Raw genomic sequence first — 18,293 nt, 5'->3', positions numbered from 1 at the left:
CATCCTTAAGGTTCGCGGCCTTGGCGGTCGCAGTCTTCGGGCAGTCGCCCGCTGGCGGCTACTCCCTCGACAGCTCCGGCTGCGGATGCTCGCCCTGCGAGTGCCCGGCCGGGTGCTGGGAGGAATCCCCATGAGAGGACAACGCGGCAGGTCTGCCGCGCATTCCCCTCGATGGTCGCACGGCCCTCGGGCTCCGGTCACCATCATTTCGGGCGGCCGCCCGCTCCGGCTCCGGACCCGTGACCGCGCCGGACGCGCCCGGCGTGCGGCTGCCCGTCCCGGCGGCCCGGTAGACGTCGTAGACGCCCGGCACCCGGAGCATGACCCGCATCAGCTCCGGCAGCGCCTCGGGGTCGGGCAGCTCGACCGTGTAAGTGTGGCGTACCTGCAGCTCACGCGGGGGCTCGACCTCGGCCGAGATGATGTCCACGCCCGCGCCGGACATGGCCGCGGTGAGATCCGCGAGCAGCCGCGGCCGCCCGAGCGCGTCGGCCTGGACGGTGACGCGGTAGCCCGTCGGAATCGGGCTGTCCAGCCAGCGCGCCTCGACCGGCGGGCGGCCCGTGGCGCGCATCGCCGTGCCGGTCGGGCAGTCCGCGCGGTGCGCCGCCAGGCCGCCGCCGCGGATCGCGAAGCAGAGCAGCTCGTCCGGCGGGACCGGGGTGCAGCAGCGGGCCAGGCGGACGGGGGCCTCCGGCTTGGCGGGGGCGGTGATCACGGCACGACCCGCGTCGACGAGGCCGCCGCCCAGCAGCTGGTGACCGCGTGGGGCGCCGAGCAGCGGGCCGGTGGGCAGGCCGGGCTCCTGGTCGGGATGGGTGGCGAGCCAGCGTTCGATGGCGATCCTGGCGCCCGGCGTGCGGGCGTGGGCCAGCCACTCGGGCGCCGGCCCGGCCGTCTCCTCCCCGGGCGGCTCGGTCAGCAGCTCGACCGTGTCGCCGTCGTGGAGCGGCGTGGACAGGGCCGTGAGCCGGCCGTTGAGGCGCATGCCGACACATCGGTGGCCGTGCTCCTCGCCGGCGGCGTACGCGACGTCCACGCCGGTGGCCCCGGCGGGCAGCTGCCGCCGGGCGGGGGGCGCGCCCTCGCGGGCGTCACCGGCCAGAACGGTGATCTCGCCGTCCCCGGCGAGGTCGGCGGTGAGCTGGGACCAGAAGGTGTCCGGGTCCGGGGTCTCGCGCTGCCAGTCGAGCAGCCGGGCGAGCCAGCCCGGACGGGCCGGGTCGGTGTGGTCGAGCGGATCGCGCGTGTCCGCGTCGTCCGGGCCCTCCGCCGCTGCCCCGGCAGCCGCTGCTGCCGCCGCCGGATCCGTGCCGTCCACGCCGTCCGGGGCCGCGCCCGGGGCGCCGAGGGCGACCACGCCGAACTCCGCGACCCGGTGCATTCGCTCCGTGCGCACCAGCACCTCCACCACCTCGCCCTGCTCGGTCGTGACCGAGGTGTGCAGGGACTGGTAGAGGTTGAACTTGGGGGCGGCGATGAAGTCCTTGAACTCGCCGGGCAGCGGGGTCCAGCAGGTGTGGAGTTCACCGAGGACGGCGTAGCAGTCGGCGTTCTCCTCGACGACGACGAGCAGCCGGTCGAAGTCCGTCGGCCCGAGCTCGGCGCGGCGCCGAAGCCGGGACCGCTGCACCGAGACGCAGTGCCGCGGCCGGACGCTGACCTCCGCCGGCACGCGTGCGTCGCGCAGCTGGCGCCGCAGCTGCGCGGCGAAGACCTCCAGCGGGGGAACCGCCCCACCGGCCTCGCCACCCACCGAGACCGCCGAGCCCGCCGCCACGAGCGCCCCGGAGCCGGCTCCGGGGCGCACGCCCACGTCGGCACCGGCACCGGCACCGGGGCGCACACCGATGGCGGCGGCATCCGGGGCGAGCGCGGCCGCGACGCCCCCGGCACGGTCGGCGCCCGCCGTCACCCCGCCCCCCGCGCCGGAGCCGCCGCCCGCACCTGCGCCCGAGCCCGGTGTGCCGGGCTCGGCGCCGTAACGGGCCCGGTTGGCGCCGAGCAGAGCGGTCGTGGCGGCGTACTCCTCCGGGTGGAGGGTGGCGAAGACGATGTCCTCCAGCTCCGTCTTGACCACTTGGATGCCGAGCCGCTCGGCCAGCGGGATCAGCACGTCGCGGGTCACCGTGGCGATCCGGATCTGGCTGGCCGGCTTCATGTGCCGGATGGTGCGCATGTTGTGGAGCCGGTCGGCGAGCTTGATGACCATGACCCGGACGTCCCGGCCGGTGGCCACCAGCATCTTCCTGAAGGTCTCGGCCTCCGCCGCCGCGCCGAAGTCGACCTTCTCCAACTTGGTGACGCCGTCGACGAGATAGGCCACCTCGTCGCCGAAGCCCTCGCGAACCTGATCCAGCGTCATCGCCGTGTCCTCGACCGTGTCGTGGAGCAGGGCGGCCACCAAGGTCGTGGTCTCGGCGCCGAGTTGGGCCAAGATCATGGCCACGGCGAGCGGATGGGTGATGTAGGGCTCACCGCTCTTGCGCGTCTGGCCGCGGTGCGACGCCTCGGCGACCTGGTAGGCGCGGTCGAGCAGGGCGAGGTCGAGGCGGGCCTGCGGATGGTGCAGCCGGTGGGCGCGGACGACGGGAACGAGCGCGTTGGCCGACTGCGCACGCCCCCCGGCCAACAGGGCCGCCATCCCGGCACGCCCGAGGCCCGACCGGCCCAGGGCGGCCCGGCGCAGCCCCGGCAGCGCGCGTACTGCGGACACCGCAGACGCCGACACTGCAGAGACGGTTCTGCGCCCCTCCAGCGGCGCCCCCTCCAGGGGGACACCAGGGACGCCGGGCACGGCGTGGAGATCACCGGCATTCATGCGCACCTCCGGCAGCGATCACCGGAGCAGGCGGCAGCTCCGATGGTCCATGCTAGCGAGTGCAACACACACCGCGACGCCACGTGTTCCCAACGTCACCTTGATCACCCGTTCGGGGGATTTGAACCGGTCCGCGGCTGGCAAGGATAAGAGGTTCACCCGATGCGGTTCGCCGGCCAGACTTCTGGCTTCGCCGGGCAGACTCAGGCTTCGCCGGGCGGCTGAGGCTTCCGCCAGGCGGCTCAGGCGCGGGCGAGCCAGTCGGCGTCGAGTTCGCCCTCGGCGAGGATCACGGCCGGACCGGTCATCTCGACGACCCCGTCGGGGTGCTCGGTGAGGATCAGGCGTCCACCGGGAACGTCGACGGTGTAGGTCACGGACTCGCCCGTCAGGGCCGGGTCCACGCCGTCGCGACGGGCGGTCGCGACCAGCACCGCGCAGGTGCCGGTGCCGCACGACCGGGTCTCACCGGAGCCGCGCTCGTGGACGCGCATCGCGACGTGGCGCGGGCCGCGGTCCACGACGAACTCGACGTTGACGCCCTCGGGGTAGACGGCGGCCGGCGTGACCTCGGGTGCGGCGTGGAGGGTCCCCGCGTCGGCGAGGTCCTCGACGAAGACCACGGCGTGCGGGTTGCCCATGTTCACGTTCCGCGCGGGCCAGCGGTGGTCGCCGACGGCGACCTCGATGCCGGTGTCCGGCCCCGGCAGCAGTGCCTTGCCCATGTCCACCGTCACGTCGCCCTCGGCTGCGGTGCGGACGTGCTTGACGCCGCCCCGGGTGGCGACGGAGAACTCCCCCGGCTCGACCAGCCCGGCCTCGACGAGGTACCTGGCGAAGACCCGGACGCCGTTGCCGCACATCTCGGCGATGCTGCCGTCCGCGTTGCGGTAGTCCATGAACCAGGGCGCGGTAGCGGCGTGGATCTTCGCCTCCGGGTGCGCGGCGGAGCGGACCACCCGCAGGATGCCGTCGGCGCCGAGACCGGCGCGACGGTCGCAGAGCAGGGCCACCTGGCCGGGGCTCAGCTCCAGCAGGCCGTCGGGGTCGGGGAGGATGACGAAGTCGTTCTCGGTCCCGTGGCCCTTGAGGAAGCGGATGCCCTTCACCGTGTCGTTCACGTGATCCATCGTACGTGCGTCAGGTGTGGCTCGGCCGTGGGCTCAGCCGTGGGCTCAGCCGTGGAGGTGGGCGACGCGCCAGAGGCCGAGGGCGAGCAGGACCAGGGCCGTCGCGGTGTAGCCGAGCAGGGGGCGCCAGCCGGCGCGCTTGCCGGAGCCGGCCCGCGGGAGCCCGGGGAAGACGTATCCCGCGCGGCGCGCGGCCATCGCGCCCCAGCCCGCCGACGCGGCGGTCAGCAGCAGGCCGAGCATGCCGACGAGACTGCCGCCGGAGTCACCGGAACCGCCGGAGCCGCCCTCGAAGGCCAGTGGGAAGGCGAACATCAGCGAGCCGAGTATGGCCAGCGCGGCGATCGGCAGGACCTGCCAGACCCGCAGCCGCCCCTCGGGACGCAGCTCACGCGGGTGCAGCGCGTTCTCGTCCTGCGCGGGCAGCGACGGAAGCGGTGTCAGTTCCCGTGCCCGAAGCTCCTGTGCGTGCACTGCGTCCTGGTCCTCGGAGTCGAAGGGGTCGTCCGGGAGGCGATGCGTGTCGGGGCCGGTATCCATGGACACGCGGCCTCCCTGCGCCATACGCCGGGGAGTTCACGCTCCACCGGACCACCGATGCTCTCGATGCTCGATGATGGCACGTCGGTGGTGCGCGACGATGCCCGCACATGGCGTTCTCGGTGATCCGTGGCCATGACGTGATCAGGTCGTAACCGGGCGTCCGATCGTCGGCAACAGACGTGCGAATGACGGCCGACCAGCGACCGTCCGCACTCAGAACAGGGCGAGCGCCCGCTCCAGGAGTTCGGCGGCGGGGGCCTCGGGGTCGCGGTCCAGCCAGTGGACCCGGGGGTCGCGACGGAACCACGACTCCTGGCGCCGCGCGAAGCGGCGGGTGGCCCTGACCGTCTCGGCGCGGGCCTCCGCGTCGTCGTAGTCCCCGTCCAACTGGGCGAGGGCCTGCTGGTAGCCGAGGGCGCGCGCGGCGGTACGGCCCTCGCGCAGCCCCTGGGCCTCCAGCGTGCGGACCTCGTCGAGCAGGCCGCCCTCCCACATCCGGTCGACACGGAGCGCGATCCGCTCGTCCAGCAGCGGACGCGGCATGCGGACGCCGATCTGGACGGCGTCGTAGACGGAGTCGTGGCCGGGCAGGTTGGCCGTGAACGGCAGGCCGGTGATCTCGACGACCTCCAGCGCGCGGACGATGCGGCGCCCGTTGCTGGGCAGGATCGCCCGCGCGGCCTCCGGGTCGACGGCGGCGAGGCGGGCGTGGAGGGCACCCGACCCGTGCTCCTCCAGCTCCGCCTCCAGCCGGGCCCGGACCTCGGGGTCGGTGCCGGGGAACTCCAGCTCGTCGATCGCGGCGCGCACGTACAGGCCCGAGCCGCCGACAAGGACCGGCGTGCGCCCCTGGGCGAGCAGCGCGTCGATCCGCTCGCGCGCCAGGCGCTGGTACTCGGCGACGCTGGCGGCCTCGGTGACGTCCCAGATGTCGAGGAGATGGTGCGGGACGCCTTCACGCTCGTCCATCGTGAGCTTGGCGGTGCCGATGTCCATGCCCCGGTAGAGCTGCATGGAGTCGGTATTGACGACCTCGCCGCCCAGATGCCGGGCGAGGGCGACGCCGAGGTCGGACTTGCCGACGGCGGTGGCGCCGACGACGGCGACGACACGCGCCTGGCCCAGGACGGGGCCGGCGGCGGAGGGCGAGGTGGCGGGACTGGTCACCCCTCTAGTCTGGCAAATCCGCCGCGCGGAAATACCATATGGATATTGATGGGCGATTTGCCCGGCTCTGGGCTCGCGAGCCCCTGGCAAGGAACGGAGCGGTCATGGGCATCACGGACTCCCTCAAGGGCGCCATGAACCAGGCCACCAAGAAGGCCACCGACTACGCCGGAAGTCACAAGTCCCAGATCGGCGCGGGCCTGGACAAGGTCGGCGACATGGCCGACAAGGCCACCAAGGGCAAGTACAAGTCCCAGATCGACATGGGCAAGGGCAAGGCCAAGGACGCCGTCAACAAGATGGGCGGCCCCGCCGACACCATCCAGGGTGAGGCGACCGAGAAGCCGACGGACGCGGCCTCGGATCAGAACCCCGGCGATCAGGCTCCGGGCGACCAGGACGCGACGAAGTAACCGACCCCGTACGGGGCGTCGTCGTAGAGCAGCCGGGCGGAAGCGACCGGCTGCTCGTCGCTGCCCGCGGCGCCCGTCAGCACCTGCCAGGGGGCGCGGCCGGAGGCCATCAGCTCGAACGCCAGCTCCGCGTCCAGCTGCGGCAGCTCACCGGCGGCGAGGCCCGCTGCCACGGCGGCGTCGAAGGGCTCGGCCCGCTCGTCGAGGTAGCCCGGGGCCTTCAGGGTCCGGCGCGCGCTGCCCTCGCCGAGCACCAGCAGGCCGACGCGCGGTGCGGCGTCGCGCAGTCCGGTGCCGTTCTCACGGCAGAGCGGCCACTCCAGGTAGTCCGGAACGGCGAGGCCCTGGGCCGGTCCCTGCCAGCCCGCGCGCTCCAGCAGCCAGGCGCCGACGGCGAGCGACGACGGCAGGGCCTCGCCTGCGGCGCGCTGCCCGAGCCCCACGGACAGGTCGACCCCGAAGCCCTGGAACCCGCCGACCCCGCCCCGGTCGAACAGCCGGTGCTCCGGCCCCGGGCCGACCACCCACACCAGATCCGGCTGCTGCGCGAGCATCGCGCGCAGCGCCTCGTCGCACGCCTCCCGCAGCGGGTCCAGCTCCGGCGCCGCCCCTGCGGCGACCTCGGGCACCAGCAACGGCGGGCAGGGGCAGATGGCTGCGGCAACGAACATGATCCTGACCCTACCCGCAGAACGCTTCGCTACCCCGCGCAGTTGCACACACCTCAGGGGCGCGGGGTGGTGCCGATCCGCGGCTCCGTCGCCTGGGCCCTGGGCGCGAGCCGGGTCACCGGTGCTACCGACTGTGCTTGCACCACCCAGGGGCGCGAGGCTCCGCTGACTTGCGGCTCGGCCGCATGAGCGCGACAAGCCACCCACGTGCGAATGGTCCTCACTGAGCAGGGCCATCCGCACGCCGGTGGTTGCTCGCGCCCATGCGGCCGAGCCGCATATCGGCAGAGCCCCGCGGCCCTGAGGTCGCTGCGACCTGAGGTCGGCGGAAAGGGCGCCTCAGCAGGTGGAGCAGCCCGGGGCTTCGGCGAGGGGGAGGGGAGCCGGGGCGCCGATGGAGGGGAGGCCGAGCAGGACGCCTGCGGGCTTCGGCTTGGCGGCCTCCGCCTGGCGGCGCTCCCAGGCGTCGCCCGCGCGGGTGCGACGCACGGAGAGGGTGGGGCCCTCCGCCAGGAGGTGGTGCGGGGCGGCGTAGGTGATCTCGACCGTGACCATGTCACCGGGGCGCACCGGCTCCTCGGGACGGGTGAAGTGGACGAGCCGGTTGTCCGGCGCCCGGCCGGACAGGCGGGCCGTGGCCTCGTCCTTGCGGCCCTCGCCCTCCGCGACGAGCACCTCCAGGACGCGGCCGACCTGCTTCTTGTTCTCCTCCCAGGAGATCTGCTCCTGCAGCTCGACCAGCCGCTCGTAACGGGCCTGGACGACGGCCTTGGGGATCTGGTTCTCCATCTCCGCCGCCGGCGTGCCGGGACGCTTGGAGTACTGGAAGGTGAACGCCTGCGCGAAGCGGGCCCGACGCACGACCTCCAGCGTCTGCTCGAAGTCCTCCTCGGTCTCGCCGGGGAAGCCCACGATGATGTCGGTGCTGATCGCCGCGTCCGGCATGGCCGCGCGCACGCGCTCGATGATGCCGAGGTAGCGCTCCTGCCGGTAGGAGCGACGCATCGCGCGCAGGATCTCGTCCGAGCCGGACTGAAGCGGCATGTGCAGCTGGTGCATCACGTTCGGGGTCTCCGCCATGGCGGAGATGACGTCGTCGGTGAAGTCCTTGGGGTGCGGGGAGGTGAAGCGGACGCGCTCCAGGCCCTCGATCTCGCCGCAGGCGCGCAGCAGCTTGCCGAAGGCCTGGCGGTCGCCGATGTCGGAGCCGTAGGCGTTGACGTTCTGGCCGAGCAGGGTGACCTCGACGACGCCCTCGTTCACCAGCGCCTCGACCTCACCGAGGATGTCGCCGGTGCGGCGGTCCTTCTCCTTGCCGCGCAGGGCGGGGACGATGCAGAAGGTGCAGGTGTTGTTGCAGCCGACGGAGATGGAGACCCACGCCGCGTAGGCGGACTCGCGCCGCGTCGGCAGCGTGGAGGGGAAGACCTCCAGCGACTCCAGGATCTCGACCTGGGCCTCCTCCTGGACCCGCGCACGCTCCAGCAGGGCCGGGAGGTGGCCGATGTTGTGGGTGCCGAAGACGACGTCGACCCAGGGGGCCTTCTTGACGATGGTGTCCCGGTCCTTCTGGGCCAGGCAGCCGCCGACGGCGATCTGCATGCCGGGGTGCTGCGCCTTGACGGAGGCGAGCCGGCCCAGGTTGCCGTAGAGCTTGTTGTCCGCGTTCTCGCGCACGGCGCAGGTGTTGAACACGACGACGTCCGCCTCGCCTCCGGTGGCGACGCGGGCGTAACCGGCGTCCTCCAGCAGCCCGGAGAGGCGCTCGGAGTCGTGGACGTTCATCTGGCACCCGTACGTGCGGATGTCGTACGTCCTGGACGTGTCGGCGAAGCTGTCAGCGGAGATGTCTGCGGTACCCACGCCCCCAAGGGTACGGGCAGGCGCGAACGCGCTCGGACGCGGCCGCCGGGCGCCGGACGGGGGGACCGAGGCGCGGACGACCCTTCCCCGCGGGCCGCATCGCTGGCAGGATCCGGTCATGCCGCCGACCCTGCCGCCCCGAGTGCGCCGCCTCCTCGGCCTGCGCCGGGTCCGGCTGGGGGTCGCGTTCGTGCTGGTCGCGGCGACCGCGCTGGGCGGCTGGCTGGGCAGCGACTCCGGCCCCGGCTACCCGACGGGCACCGTCCGGATGGCCACCGGCGCGCCCTCGGGCGTGTACGCGCTGTACGGCTCGCTGTTGCAGGCCGCGGTGGACCGCGGCCTGCCGGGAGTCAAGCTGGCGCTGGACCCGAGCGTGGGCGGACCGGACAACCTGGCCCGGGTCGCCGACGGGCGCGACGACTTCGGGATCGCCACGGCCGACGCGGTCGCGCACTTCTCCGGCCCCGGCAAGGACCAGCTGCGTGCGCTGGGCCAGCTGTACGACGACTACGTGCAGCTGGTCGTCCCGGCCGACTCCCCCGTGCACGAGGTCGCCGACCTGAGGGGCCTGCGGGTGGGCACCGGCCAGGCGGGCAGCGGCGTCCAGCTGATCGCCCACCGGGTGCTGGCCATCGCCGGACTGAAGGCCGGAAAGGACCTGGAGGAGCTCCCCTACGGGATCGCCGACGCGCCCGCCGCGCTGGAGGCGCACCGGATCGACGCCTTCTTCTGGTCCGGCGGGCTGCCGACCGAGGGCATCATCGCGCTGACCAAGCGGGCGCACGTGCGGCTGGTGCCGCTGGGCAAGCTCGCCACGCAGATGGACGAGCTGGCGCAGCAGGTCGACCCCGGGGCGCGGAACACCCAGATCTACCGCGCCTCCACGGTGCCGGGCTGGGCCTATCCGGACATCCACCCGTACACCTCCGTCTCGACCCTGGCGGTGGCCAACCTGCTGGTCACCCGGGCGAACGTGCCGAGCACGCTGGTGGAGCGGATGACCGAGGTCGTGATGAGCAGCCGTGACGCGATCGGGCAGCGCGTGCACGCCGCACAGCTGGTGGACGTGCGCTCGGCGATCTACACGCAGCCGCTGCCGCTGGCGGAGGGCGCGCGCCGCTACTACGTCTCGGTCAAGCCCTGAGCCCCTGTCCCTGAGCCCCTGTCACAGCTCCTCCGCGACCGCCTGGCGCACGGGGTCGGGGAGGGCGGCGACGGAGGCCTCCAGCAGCAGGGTCGCCTCGTGCCGCATCGCGCGGGCCAGTTCCGCGTCCACGACCGCACGGGCCAGCGGGCGCATCCGCCGCACCACCTCGGCGGCGCGGGACGCGTCGGCGTCGTCGAGGGGCGCGGCGCCGACGTAGCGGGGGAAGACCTCGACGGCCGCGAAGTGCACGAACCGGCGGGCGAGATGCTCCATGTCGCCGCGCACCTCCTGCAGGTGCGCGATGCTCGCGCCGAGCGGCACGCCCAGCTCGTGCAGGCGCGCGGCGGCGTCGAGCAGGGCGGGGCTCGGGACGCGGTAGCGGACGCCGAGATCCTCCGCGGTCAGGTCCCCCGGGCCCGGGCTCGTCGCGGCGCAGCGCTCCGGTGCCGGAGCCGGAACCTGGGACGGAACCGGAACCGGGACCGGGATTGGGAGCCAGGCCGGGCCCGGGGACGCCGCCGGCACTGCCGCCGCGGGGAGCGCTCCCAGTTCCGGTACGGCTGTGCCCGGCACCGCCGCGGGCTCCACGATCGACTCCACGATCGGCTCCAGGACGCCGAGCCGCACGGCTGCGGCGAAGGCGGCGGGGTCGTGGAGGCCACCGAAGCGGGCCATCAGCTCGGCGCGGTCGAGGTACTCGGGCCGCTCGTCCGACCAGGGCGCGGTCACCTCGGCGACGAGCCCGAGCACGCCGCCGAGGCTGCGGCCGTCCTCCCAGGCGTCGAGGAGTTCCTTGATGCCGGCCAGGGTGTGCCCCCGGTCCAGCAGGCCGGCGATCAGGCGCAGCCGATCCAGGTGGGTGTCGTCGTAGACGTTGGCCCGGCCGCGCCGGTCGGCGCGGGGCAGCAGGCCGCGGTCCTGGTAGGCGCGGACGTTGCGCACCGTCGTCCCGGCCGCCTGGGCCAGGTGATCGATCAGGTACTCCCGGCGCGGGCGCGGCACCGTGTTCATGCCGTCGCTCATGGCGTCCTCCTCCGCTCCCGTCGTCTGCCTCGTCGCACACGACCCCCCGTCAGGCGCCGTCAGAGCGCCGGGGAAGGGTCCGCGAGATGATCGCGTCCCACGGACGGGATGCTACCGACGCGAACCGCGTCGACGAACTCGGCGATCATGTCCGCCAGCTCGGCGGGCCGGGTGAGCGGCAGCCAGTGCCCCCCGTCGACGCTGCGGCGCCGCAGGACAGGTGTCCATCGTTCGAGGTCGTCGTAGAGGTGCGGCCCGAGAAACGGGTCCTTCGTGGGGACGACGAGTTGCACCGGAACCCGGGCGATGCGGTAGGCCCGCGGCGCGCGGGCGCGGCGGCGGGTGTTGGCGCGGTAGAGCCACAGGCCCGCGACGGCGTCCCTGGCCAGGGTGGGCGCGGGGTGCCCCGGCACGCGCGTCCGCTCCAGGGCCCGCCACAGGGCGGCCCAGCCGCCGTGCGCCAACGGGCCACGCCACAGCGCCTCCGGCAGCCAGGGCAGCCGGAACGCGGTGATGTACCAGGAGCGGAGCGCCTGGTCGGCGAGGGCCCGCAGGTCGGCGGCGCTGCGCCGGCGCAGGCGGGTTCGGGCCCAGAGGGCGGCGTGGTCGAGACAGGGGCCGCTGATGCTGGTGAACGACGCGAGCCCGCCCTGCAGGCGCGGCGAGGTCGCGAACTCCCAGCCCTGCACGGACCCCCAGTCGTGCCCCACCAGATGCACCGGCCCGTAGGGCGCTAGTGCGTCCAGCACGGTGAGGAAGTCCTCCTCCAGTCGCTCCAGCGTGTACGCCGCGCGTCCCGGCGCGGTGGGCGCGGTGGAGCGCCCGGTGCCCCTGACGTCGTAGGCGACGACGTGGTACCGGGCCTTCAGTTCGTTCATGACGGGCGCCCAGACGTCCCGGCAGTCCGGATAGCCGTGCAGGAACCAGACGGTCGGGCGCAGGGGGTCTCCCGCCTCCACCACGGCCAGCTCCACGCCGTCGTCGGTGACGACCCGATGCTCTCGCGCCCCGTCGATCACATCAGTCAATGTCCCAGTGCTCACTGGCGCGGTCAATGCTCACGACAAAGGTTCAGTTGCACCCCGCTCAAGGGCGCGAGGGTCTGCTGAGGTGCGGCTCCTCAGCGTCGGCGCGACAGACCACCACGCAGGTAGCGCCCCGAACGCGCAGGGCCATCCGCACGCCCGTGGTTCTCGCGCCCACGCAGGGGCAGCTCCCGGCCGAAGGCTGGGGGAGAAACCGCCCCACAGCCCCGCGCCCCTGAGGTGAGTGCGCCTACATCGGGAGCGTCACGGTGACCGTCAGGCCGCGGGGCTGCTCCGCTGCGAAGTCGATCGTGCCGCCGTTCGCGGTGAGCAGGGCGCGGGCGATGGAGAGGCCGAGGCCGGAGCCCTCGGTGTTCTGGTGGCGCGGGCTGCGCCAGAAGCGGTCACCGATGCGGGCGAGCTCGTCCTCGTCCAGGCCGGGGCCGCCGTCGGAGACGTGGACGACCACCGCCGTGTCCAGTGCGAGCGCCTCGACGCGGACCGTGCCGCCCTCGGGCGTGAACTTGAGCGCGTTGTCGAGCACCGCGTCCAGCGCGCTGCCCAGGCCCACCGGATCGGCCGGCGCCGTCAGCGGGCCGGTGATCGGGCGCAGTTCGAGGGCGACCCCGCGTTCGCGCGCGTAGGCGCCCCAGCCCTCGACGCGGTCGGTGACGATGCGGCCGACGTCGACGGGCAGCGCCTCCGGACGGGCGTTCTCCGCCCGGGCGAGGCCGAGCAGGTCGTCGAGGACCTGCGCGAGGCGCCGGCCCTCCACCCGCACGCCCGTCATCTCCTCGTCGTGGCCCTCGGGCAGCTCCATGCCGAGCACCTCGACCCGCAGCATCAGCGCGGACAGGGGGTTGCGCAGCTGGTGCGAGGCGTCGGCGACGAAGGCCCGCTGCTGGTCCAGGACCAGCTCGACGTGGTCCGCCATCTCGTTGAAGGACCGGGCGAGCCGGCGCAGTTCCGGCGGGCCGCCGGCCGGGGCGACACGTGAGGCGAGTCGCCCGGTGGCGATGTCGTGGGTGACCTTGTCCAGGTCGTGCACCGGCCGCAGCACCCAACGGGTCAGCGCGACGGCGGCGCCCACGGCGAAGAGCACGGCGAGTGCCTCCCCGCCGACCAGCCAGAGCCAGGCGCTCAGCACCCGGGCGCGCAGTCCGTCCGTCGGGGACTCGGTGACCACCACCGCCACCACGTCGCCGTCCCAGACGACCGGCGAGGCGATCACCAGCCGGGCCGAGGAGCCGTCCCACGGCCAGACCTGTGCGGGGTCGTGGCTGCGGCGCCCGTCCAACGCCTCGCGGAAGGGCTCGGCGGAGTCGCCGCTCAGCGCGTTCTTCCAGTCCGAGGGGTAGGCGTGCTGGGCCTTGCCCGCGAGGTCGAAGACGCCGGCGGAGATGCCGTAGACGTCGTGGTAGCGGCGCAGTTCGGCGTCGAGGGTGCGCTGCTGCTCGCCCGCGTCCGGCGAGTCCGGCTGGCCGAAGGGGTTCTGGGCGAGCGCGGCGAAGCGCGCGGTGTCGTCGATCCGGTCGACCACGACCCGCTGCTGCTCGGTCTGCGCCTGGCTGGCGGCCAGGGGCAGACCGAGGGCGAGCAGCACACAGGCGAGCAGCGCGAGCAGGATGCCGAGCAGGCGGGTACGCATACGGATTCGTCCGGATCGGGCGGTGGGGGCGGCCGCGTCAGTCGGCGGTCGGGTGGCCGGGGACGGCCAGTTTGTAGCCGATGCCGCGCACCGTCTCGATCAGGCCGGGCAGGCCGATCTTGCGGCGCAGCGAAGCGACGTGGACCTCCAGCGAGCGGGCGGTGCCGTCCCAGCTGCTGCGCCACACCTCGCTGATGATCTGCTCGCGCCGGAAGACCACGCCCGGGCTCTGTGCGAGCAGCGCCAGCAGCTCGTACTCCTTGCGGGTCAGCGCGACGTCCTCGCCGTGCACGGTCGCGCGGCGCGAGGCCTGGTCCAGCACCAGCCCGAAGGCGCGGCCGAGCAGCCCCTGCGGGTCCTCCCCCGTCGCCTGGGCTGTCGCCGGGACCGGCCGGGCGGCGGCGTCGCGCCTGGCCACGGCGTGGATCCGGGCGAGCAGCTCGCCCATGTCGTACGGCTTGACGATGTAGTCGTCGGCACCGATGTTCAGCCCGTGGATGCGGTCGCGGACCTCGGCGCGCGCGGTGACCATGATCACCGGGATGCCGACGCGGCGCCGGATCTGGTCGCACACGTCGAACCCGTCCCGGTCCGGCAGCCCGAGGTCGAGCAGCACCACCCGGAACTGCGGTCGGCCGTCGGGTACGAGCGCGTCCAGCGCCTCGTTCCCCGAGCGTGCGTGCCGCACCTCGAACCCGTGCTTGCCCAGCACGGCCATCAACGCGGCCGCGACGTGCTCGTCGTCCTCGACCAGGAGCAGGCGCATCGGTCACTCCTCCCGTCAGGGTTCGGTCGGTCTTCTCCAGCAGGAATCCACCCTCATCGGACGGGGTCAGGTCAAGGGGCAGCGGGCGACGGACACGGACCGTTACCGAGCTGCGATGATCCACGACGCCGGACCGGCACCGGGCGAGCACATGATCCTCAAATCACCCTCAGAAGTGTGATGCGCGCGCGAACGGCCCCGTAGAGTCGAGAGCGTCGTCCCCGCCTGCCCAGCACGCACCGAGGAGTGGGAGCCGTGATCTCCGCCGCCGCGCCGTCCGCCGGACTGCTGCAGTTGCGGGGCGTGAGCAAGCGGCACGGGCTGGTGCAGGCACTGGACGAGGTGGACCTGGACCTCTCCCCGGGCGAGGTCGTCGCCCTGGTCGGGCCACCGGGCGCCGGCAAGACGACGCTCTGCCGGGCGATCCACGGCGCCGAGCGGATCGACTCCGGACAGATCCTGCTGGACGGCGCACCCGTCCTCGTCGACGGGCGCGGGCGCGCACGGCGCGCGGCGCGGGCGGACGTGGGGCTCGTACCGCCCCCGGAGACCGTCGAGCACGCGCTGGTCGCCGCGCTCGGCCTGGGCCGCAGCGTCTTCCACGACCTCACCCACTCCCAGGTCGAGGCGCGCGGCACCACGCCGGAACTCGCCGCGGAACGCACCCGGGCGGCCCTGCGGAAGGTCGGCGCGGACGCCGACTCGCACCTGCGCAGCCGTCAGCTGAGCCCGGCGGGCCACGGCCGGGTCGCGCTGGCCCGCGCCCTGGTCCTGGACCCCAAGGTGCTGGTCCTGGACGAGCCGGCGGAGGAGCTGCGCGAGCTCGCCCGCGAACTGGCGGCCGACGGCCGCACCATGCTCATCGTCACCGAGGACCCCTGCTTCGCCCACGCGGCGGCGGACCGCGTCCTGTTCATGTCCGGCGGCCGCATCGTGGAATCCGCACCCCCGGAGCAGTTCTTCTCCGCACCGCGCACCTCCCGCGCACGCGACTTCGTCTCCCGCCTGCGCAGACGCTAGCCACGGGTGCGGGATTCGCGCAGGCGTGTGAAGTGAACCGGCGTACGCCTGACGCTGCTTGACGACGGTGCAGGCGATCTGGTCCATTTCCTTCTATGACTGGCCCTGCCCATTCCGGATCCGACCCCGTGATCATCGCCGGCGCCGGTCCCATCGGTCTCGCCCTCGCGCTCGCCCTGGCCCGGCACGAGGTGCCCAGCATCGTGCTGGACGAGGGCACCGGCCTCGCCCCCGAGAGCTCGCGGTCGACCGTGCTGCGCGCGGACACCGTCGGGTTCCTGCAGCGCATCGGGTACGGGCGGGTCACCGCCGACGGGCGCGGCTGGACCGCATGGCGGACCCTGCGGCGGGGCCGCGAACTGCACAGCGTGGAGCTGCGGCACGACGGGGTGCTGCACCTGGCCCAGCACCGGCTGCTGCGGGGCCTGCGCGACGCCGTCTCCGCGACAGGACTGGTCGAGGTGCTGCCGGAGTCCACCCTGCTGGAGCTGGAGCAGGAGCCCGGCCAGGAGTCCGTGAACGTGCGCACCCAGCGCACCTGGCTGCACGGGGGCTACCTCGTCGGCTGCGACGGAACCCGCTCGACGGTCCGCAAGCGGCTCGCCCTGCGCTTTCCCGGCCGGGCCGCCGCCGACCACTACGCCGTCGCGACGATCCGCGCCGACCTGCCCTTTCCCGGCGAGGCGCTGCTCCACCGGGACCAGCCCCGGCACGCCGGCGCACCCACCGCGCGGGAGGTCGTCGCGCGCCCACTGCCGGACGGCGTGTGGCGACTGGACTGGCGGCTGCCGCCGCGCGCGCCCGGGTTCAGCCCGGACCAGCTGATCGAACAGCTCCGGGCCACCCTGGCCGGCTGGAACGGCGGGCAGGTTCCCCCGTACGAGTTGATCTCGAACGCGGACTACGTCGTGCAGCAGCGCCTCGCCACCCGCTTCCAGGTCGGCCGGGCCTTCCTGGCCGGGGACGCGGCGCACGTGCTCGGCTCCCTCGGGATGCAGAACCTCGACGAGGGCCTGCGCGACGTCGACAACCTGGCCTGGAAACTGGGCCTGGTCTGGCACGGCCACGCGCCCGAGCGGCTGCTGACCACCTACCAGCAGGAGCGCCGCGGCGCGGTCATCGCGCGGCTGCGGGCGGTGGACCAGGCGATGCCGCTGCTGCAGCCCAGCACCCCGCTGCTGGAGGCACGCCGGAGCCTCCTCTCCGGCTCGCTGCGCCGCAACGCGGAGCTACTGTCCGACGGGAGCCTCGGGACGGGACGGCTCGGCGGCGCGCCCGCGTACCCGGCGGCGGGCCGGGGCCAGACCGGTCTCACCCCGGCACTGAGCCCGACCAGCCCCGGCGTGCTGGTCCCCGACCTGCCCGTGATCACCGCCGACGGGACGCAGGACCGCCTGCGCGCCCGGCTCGGCCGGGCGTTCCTGGTCGTGCTGGTCGCCCCGGGCACCGGTGTCTGGGCCACCGAGCACTGGCTCGGCGCCGGGCTGATGCCGCAGCTCAGCGAGACGACCGAGGCCCTGCCGGTACCCGCCGAACTGCTGGTGACCGAGAGCTACCCCGGCGCGCCCGCGCACACCGTGCTGCTGATCCGGCCCGACGGACACCTCGTCGCCGCCGTGCCGGGCAGCCGCCCCGAGGAGCTCACCGTGCTGGCAGACCGCGCCCGCAATGCCGCGGCCGAGCTCCCCGTCCCCCGCGGCGCCGGAGCCGGTGGCGGCACCAAGCAGCGTGAGCGCCTCCCCGCCGGGCAACCCTGACGGGCGCCCTCGTGCGCCCTCGTGCGTCCTCATGGTGGAAGGCTTCTTGACGCGTTTCCGGACGCGTGCTCTACTCCCGCCATGGGGATCATCACCTTGCGGTCAGTCCGCAGCACACGACTCGACGTCGTGAGGTGCCCCCGCCTGTTCTGTACCCCGGGCTGACGTGACGCCCGGCTGGAGAAGAACACTTCTCGCCGTCGTCACGGACGGCCCTTCACACGGCACCTCGCTCCGCCGCGCCCGCTGACCACATCCGTCGCGCCCTGACACCCCCGCGCGCCGCCACGGTCCCGAGCGTGCGGCGGCGCCCCGTCATCGCTCCGACGACCCCAGGACGCCACCGTGCTGCAGACTTCCGCGCCCTCATCCGACGTACCCGCATCCGCCGTGCCCGAGGCGAGCGCCCCCGACCTCGCCGCGCTGCTCGACTTCGCCCGCACCACCGCCGCCGACCCCGAGACGCTGGCCGGGCTCACCCTGCACCCGACCGAACGCACCTGGATCCGGCTGGAGGGCCCCGGCGGCAGCGAAGCCTGGCTCATCGGCTGGCCGCCCGGATCCGAGACCGGCTGGCACGACCACGGCGGGTCCAGCGGCGCGTTCGTCACCGCGCGCGGCGAGCTGAGCGAGCTGTCGCTGGTGATGCCCCTGCCCAGCGCCGGCTGGCGCAGCCTGGAACTGGAGGAGGGCATGGACCGGCAGCGCTCCCTCACCGCCGGACGGGGCCGGGCCTTCGGCCCCCACCACGTGCACCAGGTGGTCAACCCGTCGCAGACGGACCACGCCGTCTCCGTGCACGCCTACTACCCGCCGCTGCCGCGTCTTCGCCGCTACGCCCGCCAGGGCGACGTGCTGAGCGTGGCCGTGATCGAGACGCAGGAGGACTGGTGAGCACGCCGATCGGAATCGACGCACTGCTGGAGCAGGAGCGCGCGCACCTGCGGCGCCTCACGCCGCGGGAGGCGGCGCGGGCGCTCGCCGAGGAGGACGCGCTGCTGGTCGACATCCGCTATGCCGCGCTGCGGGAGCGGGACGGGTTGATCCCCGGCGCGCTGGTCGTGGAGCGCAACGAGCTGGAGTGGCGGATGGACCCCCAGGGCAGCCACCGCTCGCCCGAGGCGACCGACCACGACCGCCTCGTCATCGTGGTCTGCAACGAGGGCTACGCCTCCTCCCTCGCCGCACGTTCCTTGCAGGCCCTCGGCCTGCACCGGGCCACGGACCTCATCGGCGGCTTCCAGGCGTGGCAGGCGGCGGGCCTGCCGGTCTCACGATAGGCACGGTTGCACTCTCCAG

The 18,293-nt window shown here is 73.8% G+C and carries 16 protein-coding genes; 6 read left to right on the top strand and 10 right to left on the bottom strand.

Annotated elements, in window-relative coordinates; translation table 11 throughout:
• Positions 1–58 precede the first annotated feature (58 nt).
• The 4 genes from ABH931_RS31605 to miaA form a co-directional block, all read right to left on the bottom strand.
• Positions 59–2,644, bottom strand: coding sequence for a bifunctional (p)ppGpp synthetase/guanosine-3',5'-bis(diphosphate) 3'-pyrophosphohydrolase (locus ABH931_RS31605; RefSeq protein ID WP_370121027.1), 2,586 nt, complete (start codon positions 2,642–2,644; stop codon positions 59–61).
• 419 nt (positions 2,645–3,063) lie between these two features.
• On the bottom strand, positions 3,064–3,942 hold the full coding sequence (gene dapF, locus ABH931_RS31600) for a diaminopimelate epimerase (RefSeq protein ID WP_370120927.1): 879 nt from the start codon (positions 3,940–3,942) through the stop codon (positions 3,064–3,066).
• 54 nt (positions 3,943–3,996) lie between these two features.
• Positions 3,997–4,491 (bottom strand): hypothetical protein, encoded by a 495-nt coding sequence (locus tag ABH931_RS31595; protein ID WP_370121024.1) that lies wholly within the window; start codon positions 4,489–4,491, stop codon positions 3,997–3,999.
• A 216-nt stretch (positions 4,492–4,707) separates the two neighbouring features.
• Entirely contained in the window at positions 4,708–5,619 is a 912-nt protein-coding gene (gene miaA / locus ABH931_RS31590) for a tRNA (adenosine(37)-N6)-dimethylallyltransferase MiaA (RefSeq protein ID WP_370121022.1), read from the bottom strand.
• Positions 5,620–5,765: 146 nt separating this feature from the next.
• Between miaA and ABH931_RS31585 the strand changes: the two genes are divergently transcribed.
• Positions 5,766–6,074 carry an antitoxin gene (locus ABH931_RS31585; protein WP_370120925.1) on the top strand — a complete coding sequence of 103 codons (309 nt, stop codon included), beginning with the start codon at positions 5,766–5,768 and terminating at the stop codon, positions 6,072–6,074.
• Here the strand turns inward: ABH931_RS31585 and ABH931_RS31580 are convergent.
• Positions 6,041–6,745, bottom strand: a complete 705-nt coding sequence (locus ABH931_RS31580) for a class III extradiol dioxygenase subunit B-like domain-containing protein (RefSeq protein ID WP_370120923.1) — start codon at positions 6,743–6,745, stop codon at positions 6,041–6,043. The two genes, ABH931_RS31585 and ABH931_RS31580, sit on opposite strands and share 34 nt — an antisense overlap.
• A 339-nt stretch (positions 6,746–7,084) precedes the next feature.
• On the bottom strand, positions 7,085–8,608 hold the full coding sequence (miaB, locus tag ABH931_RS31575) for a tRNA (N6-isopentenyl adenosine(37)-C2)-methylthiotransferase MiaB (protein ID WP_370120921.1): 1,524 nt from the start codon (positions 8,606–8,608) through the stop codon (positions 7,085–7,087).
• A gap of 118 nt (positions 8,609–8,726) precedes the next feature.
• On the opposite strand from miaB, the gene ABH931_RS31570 reads away from it, so the two are divergent.
• Positions 8,727–9,752: a TAXI family TRAP transporter solute-binding subunit gene (locus ABH931_RS31570; RefSeq protein ID WP_370120918.1), complete on the top strand. Its 1,026-nt coding sequence runs from the start codon at positions 8,727–8,729 to the stop codon at positions 9,750–9,752.
• A gap of 21 nt (positions 9,753–9,773) precedes the next feature.
• Here the strand turns inward: ABH931_RS31570 and ABH931_RS31565 are convergent, their stop codons facing one another.
• The 4 genes from ABH931_RS31565 to ABH931_RS31550 all read right to left on the bottom strand — a co-directional run bounded on the left by ABH931_RS31565 (position 9,774) and on the right by ABH931_RS31550 (position 14,217).
• Positions 9,774–10,778 (bottom strand): MerR family transcriptional regulator, encoded by a 1,005-nt coding sequence (locus ABH931_RS31565; RefSeq protein WP_370120915.1) that lies wholly within the window; start codon positions 10,776–10,778, stop codon positions 9,774–9,776.
• A gap of 59 nt (positions 10,779–10,837) precedes the next feature.
• Entirely contained in the window at positions 10,838–11,797 is a 960-nt protein-coding gene (locus ABH931_RS31560; protein ID WP_370120912.1) for an alpha/beta fold hydrolase, read from the bottom strand.
• Between the two features lie 256 nt (positions 11,798–12,053).
• A complete protein-coding gene (locus ABH931_RS31555) occupies positions 12,054–13,451 on the bottom strand; it encodes a sensor histidine kinase (RefSeq protein WP_370120910.1) in 1,398 nt (465 codons plus the stop codon).
• Positions 13,452–13,488: 37 nt separating this feature from the next.
• On the bottom strand, positions 13,489–14,217 hold the full coding sequence (locus ABH931_RS31550) for a response regulator transcription factor (protein ID WP_370120907.1): 729 nt from the start codon (positions 14,215–14,217) through the stop codon (positions 13,489–13,491).
• A gap of 255 nt (positions 14,218–14,472) precedes the next feature.
• Between ABH931_RS31550 and ABH931_RS31545 the strand changes: the two genes are divergently transcribed.
• From ABH931_RS31545 to ABH931_RS31530, 4 genes are all read left to right on the top strand, one after another.
• Positions 14,473–15,237: an ATP-binding cassette domain-containing protein gene (locus ABH931_RS31545; RefSeq protein WP_370120904.1), complete on the top strand. Its 765-nt coding sequence runs from the start codon at positions 14,473–14,475 to the stop codon at positions 15,235–15,237.
• Positions 15,238–15,365: 128 nt separating this feature from the next.
• A complete protein-coding gene (locus ABH931_RS31540; protein ID WP_370120901.1) occupies positions 15,366–16,994 on the top strand; it encodes an FAD-dependent monooxygenase in 1,629 nt (542 codons plus the stop codon).
• A gap of 348 nt (positions 16,995–17,342) precedes the next feature.
• Positions 17,343–17,888 carry a cysteine dioxygenase gene (locus ABH931_RS31535; protein ID WP_370121019.1) on the top strand — a complete coding sequence of 182 codons (546 nt, stop codon included), beginning with the start codon at positions 17,343–17,345 and terminating at the stop codon, positions 17,886–17,888.
• Complete coding sequence (locus tag ABH931_RS31530; protein ID WP_370120898.1) at positions 17,885–18,274, top strand: rhodanese-like domain-containing protein; 390 nt, start codon at positions 17,885–17,887, stop codon at positions 18,272–18,274. The genes ABH931_RS31535 and ABH931_RS31530 overlap by 4 nt, the downstream gene beginning before the upstream one ends.
• The last annotated feature ends 19 nt before the right edge of the window (positions 18,275–18,293 follow it).

The organism is Streptacidiphilus sp. MAP12-33 (assembly GCF_041261265.1).
In the GTDB taxonomy this organism is placed as follows: domain Bacteria; phylum Actinomycetota; class Actinomycetes; order Streptomycetales; family Streptomycetaceae; genus Streptacidiphilus.
This window is presented reverse-complemented; position numbering and strand designations above follow the sequence as displayed.

Excerpts from the sequence above, each read along its gene's own strand:
- ABH931_RS31605 (WP_370121027.1), bottom strand. The coding sequence starts at position 2,644 with ATGGCGGCCCTGTTGGCCGGGGGGCGTGCGCAGTCGGCCAACGCGCTC.
- ABH931_RS31595 (WP_370121024.1), bottom strand. The coding sequence starts at position 4,491 with ATGGATACCGGCCCCGACACGCATCGCCTCCCGGACGACCCCTTCGAC.
- ABH931_RS31585 (WP_370120925.1), top strand. The coding sequence starts at position 5,766 with ATGGGCATCACGGACTCCCTCAAGGGCGCCATGAACCAGGCCACCAAG.
- ABH931_RS31580 (WP_370120923.1), bottom strand. The coding sequence starts at position 6,745 with ATGTTCGTTGCCGCAGCCATCTGCCCCTGCCCGCCGTTGCTGGTGCCC.
- ABH931_RS31570 (WP_370120918.1), top strand. The coding sequence starts at position 8,727 with ATGCCGCCGACCCTGCCGCCCCGAGTGCGCCGCCTCCTCGGCCTGCGC.
- ABH931_RS31565 (WP_370120915.1), bottom strand. The coding sequence starts at position 10,778 with ATGAGCGACGGCATGAACACGGTGCCGCGCCCGCGCCGGGAGTACCTG.
- ABH931_RS31555 (WP_370120910.1), bottom strand. The coding sequence starts at position 13,451 with ATGCGTACCCGCCTGCTCGGCATCCTGCTCGCGCTGCTCGCCTGTGTG.
- ABH931_RS31550 (WP_370120907.1), bottom strand. The coding sequence starts at position 14,217 with ATGCGCCTGCTCCTGGTCGAGGACGACGAGCACGTCGCGGCCGCGTTG.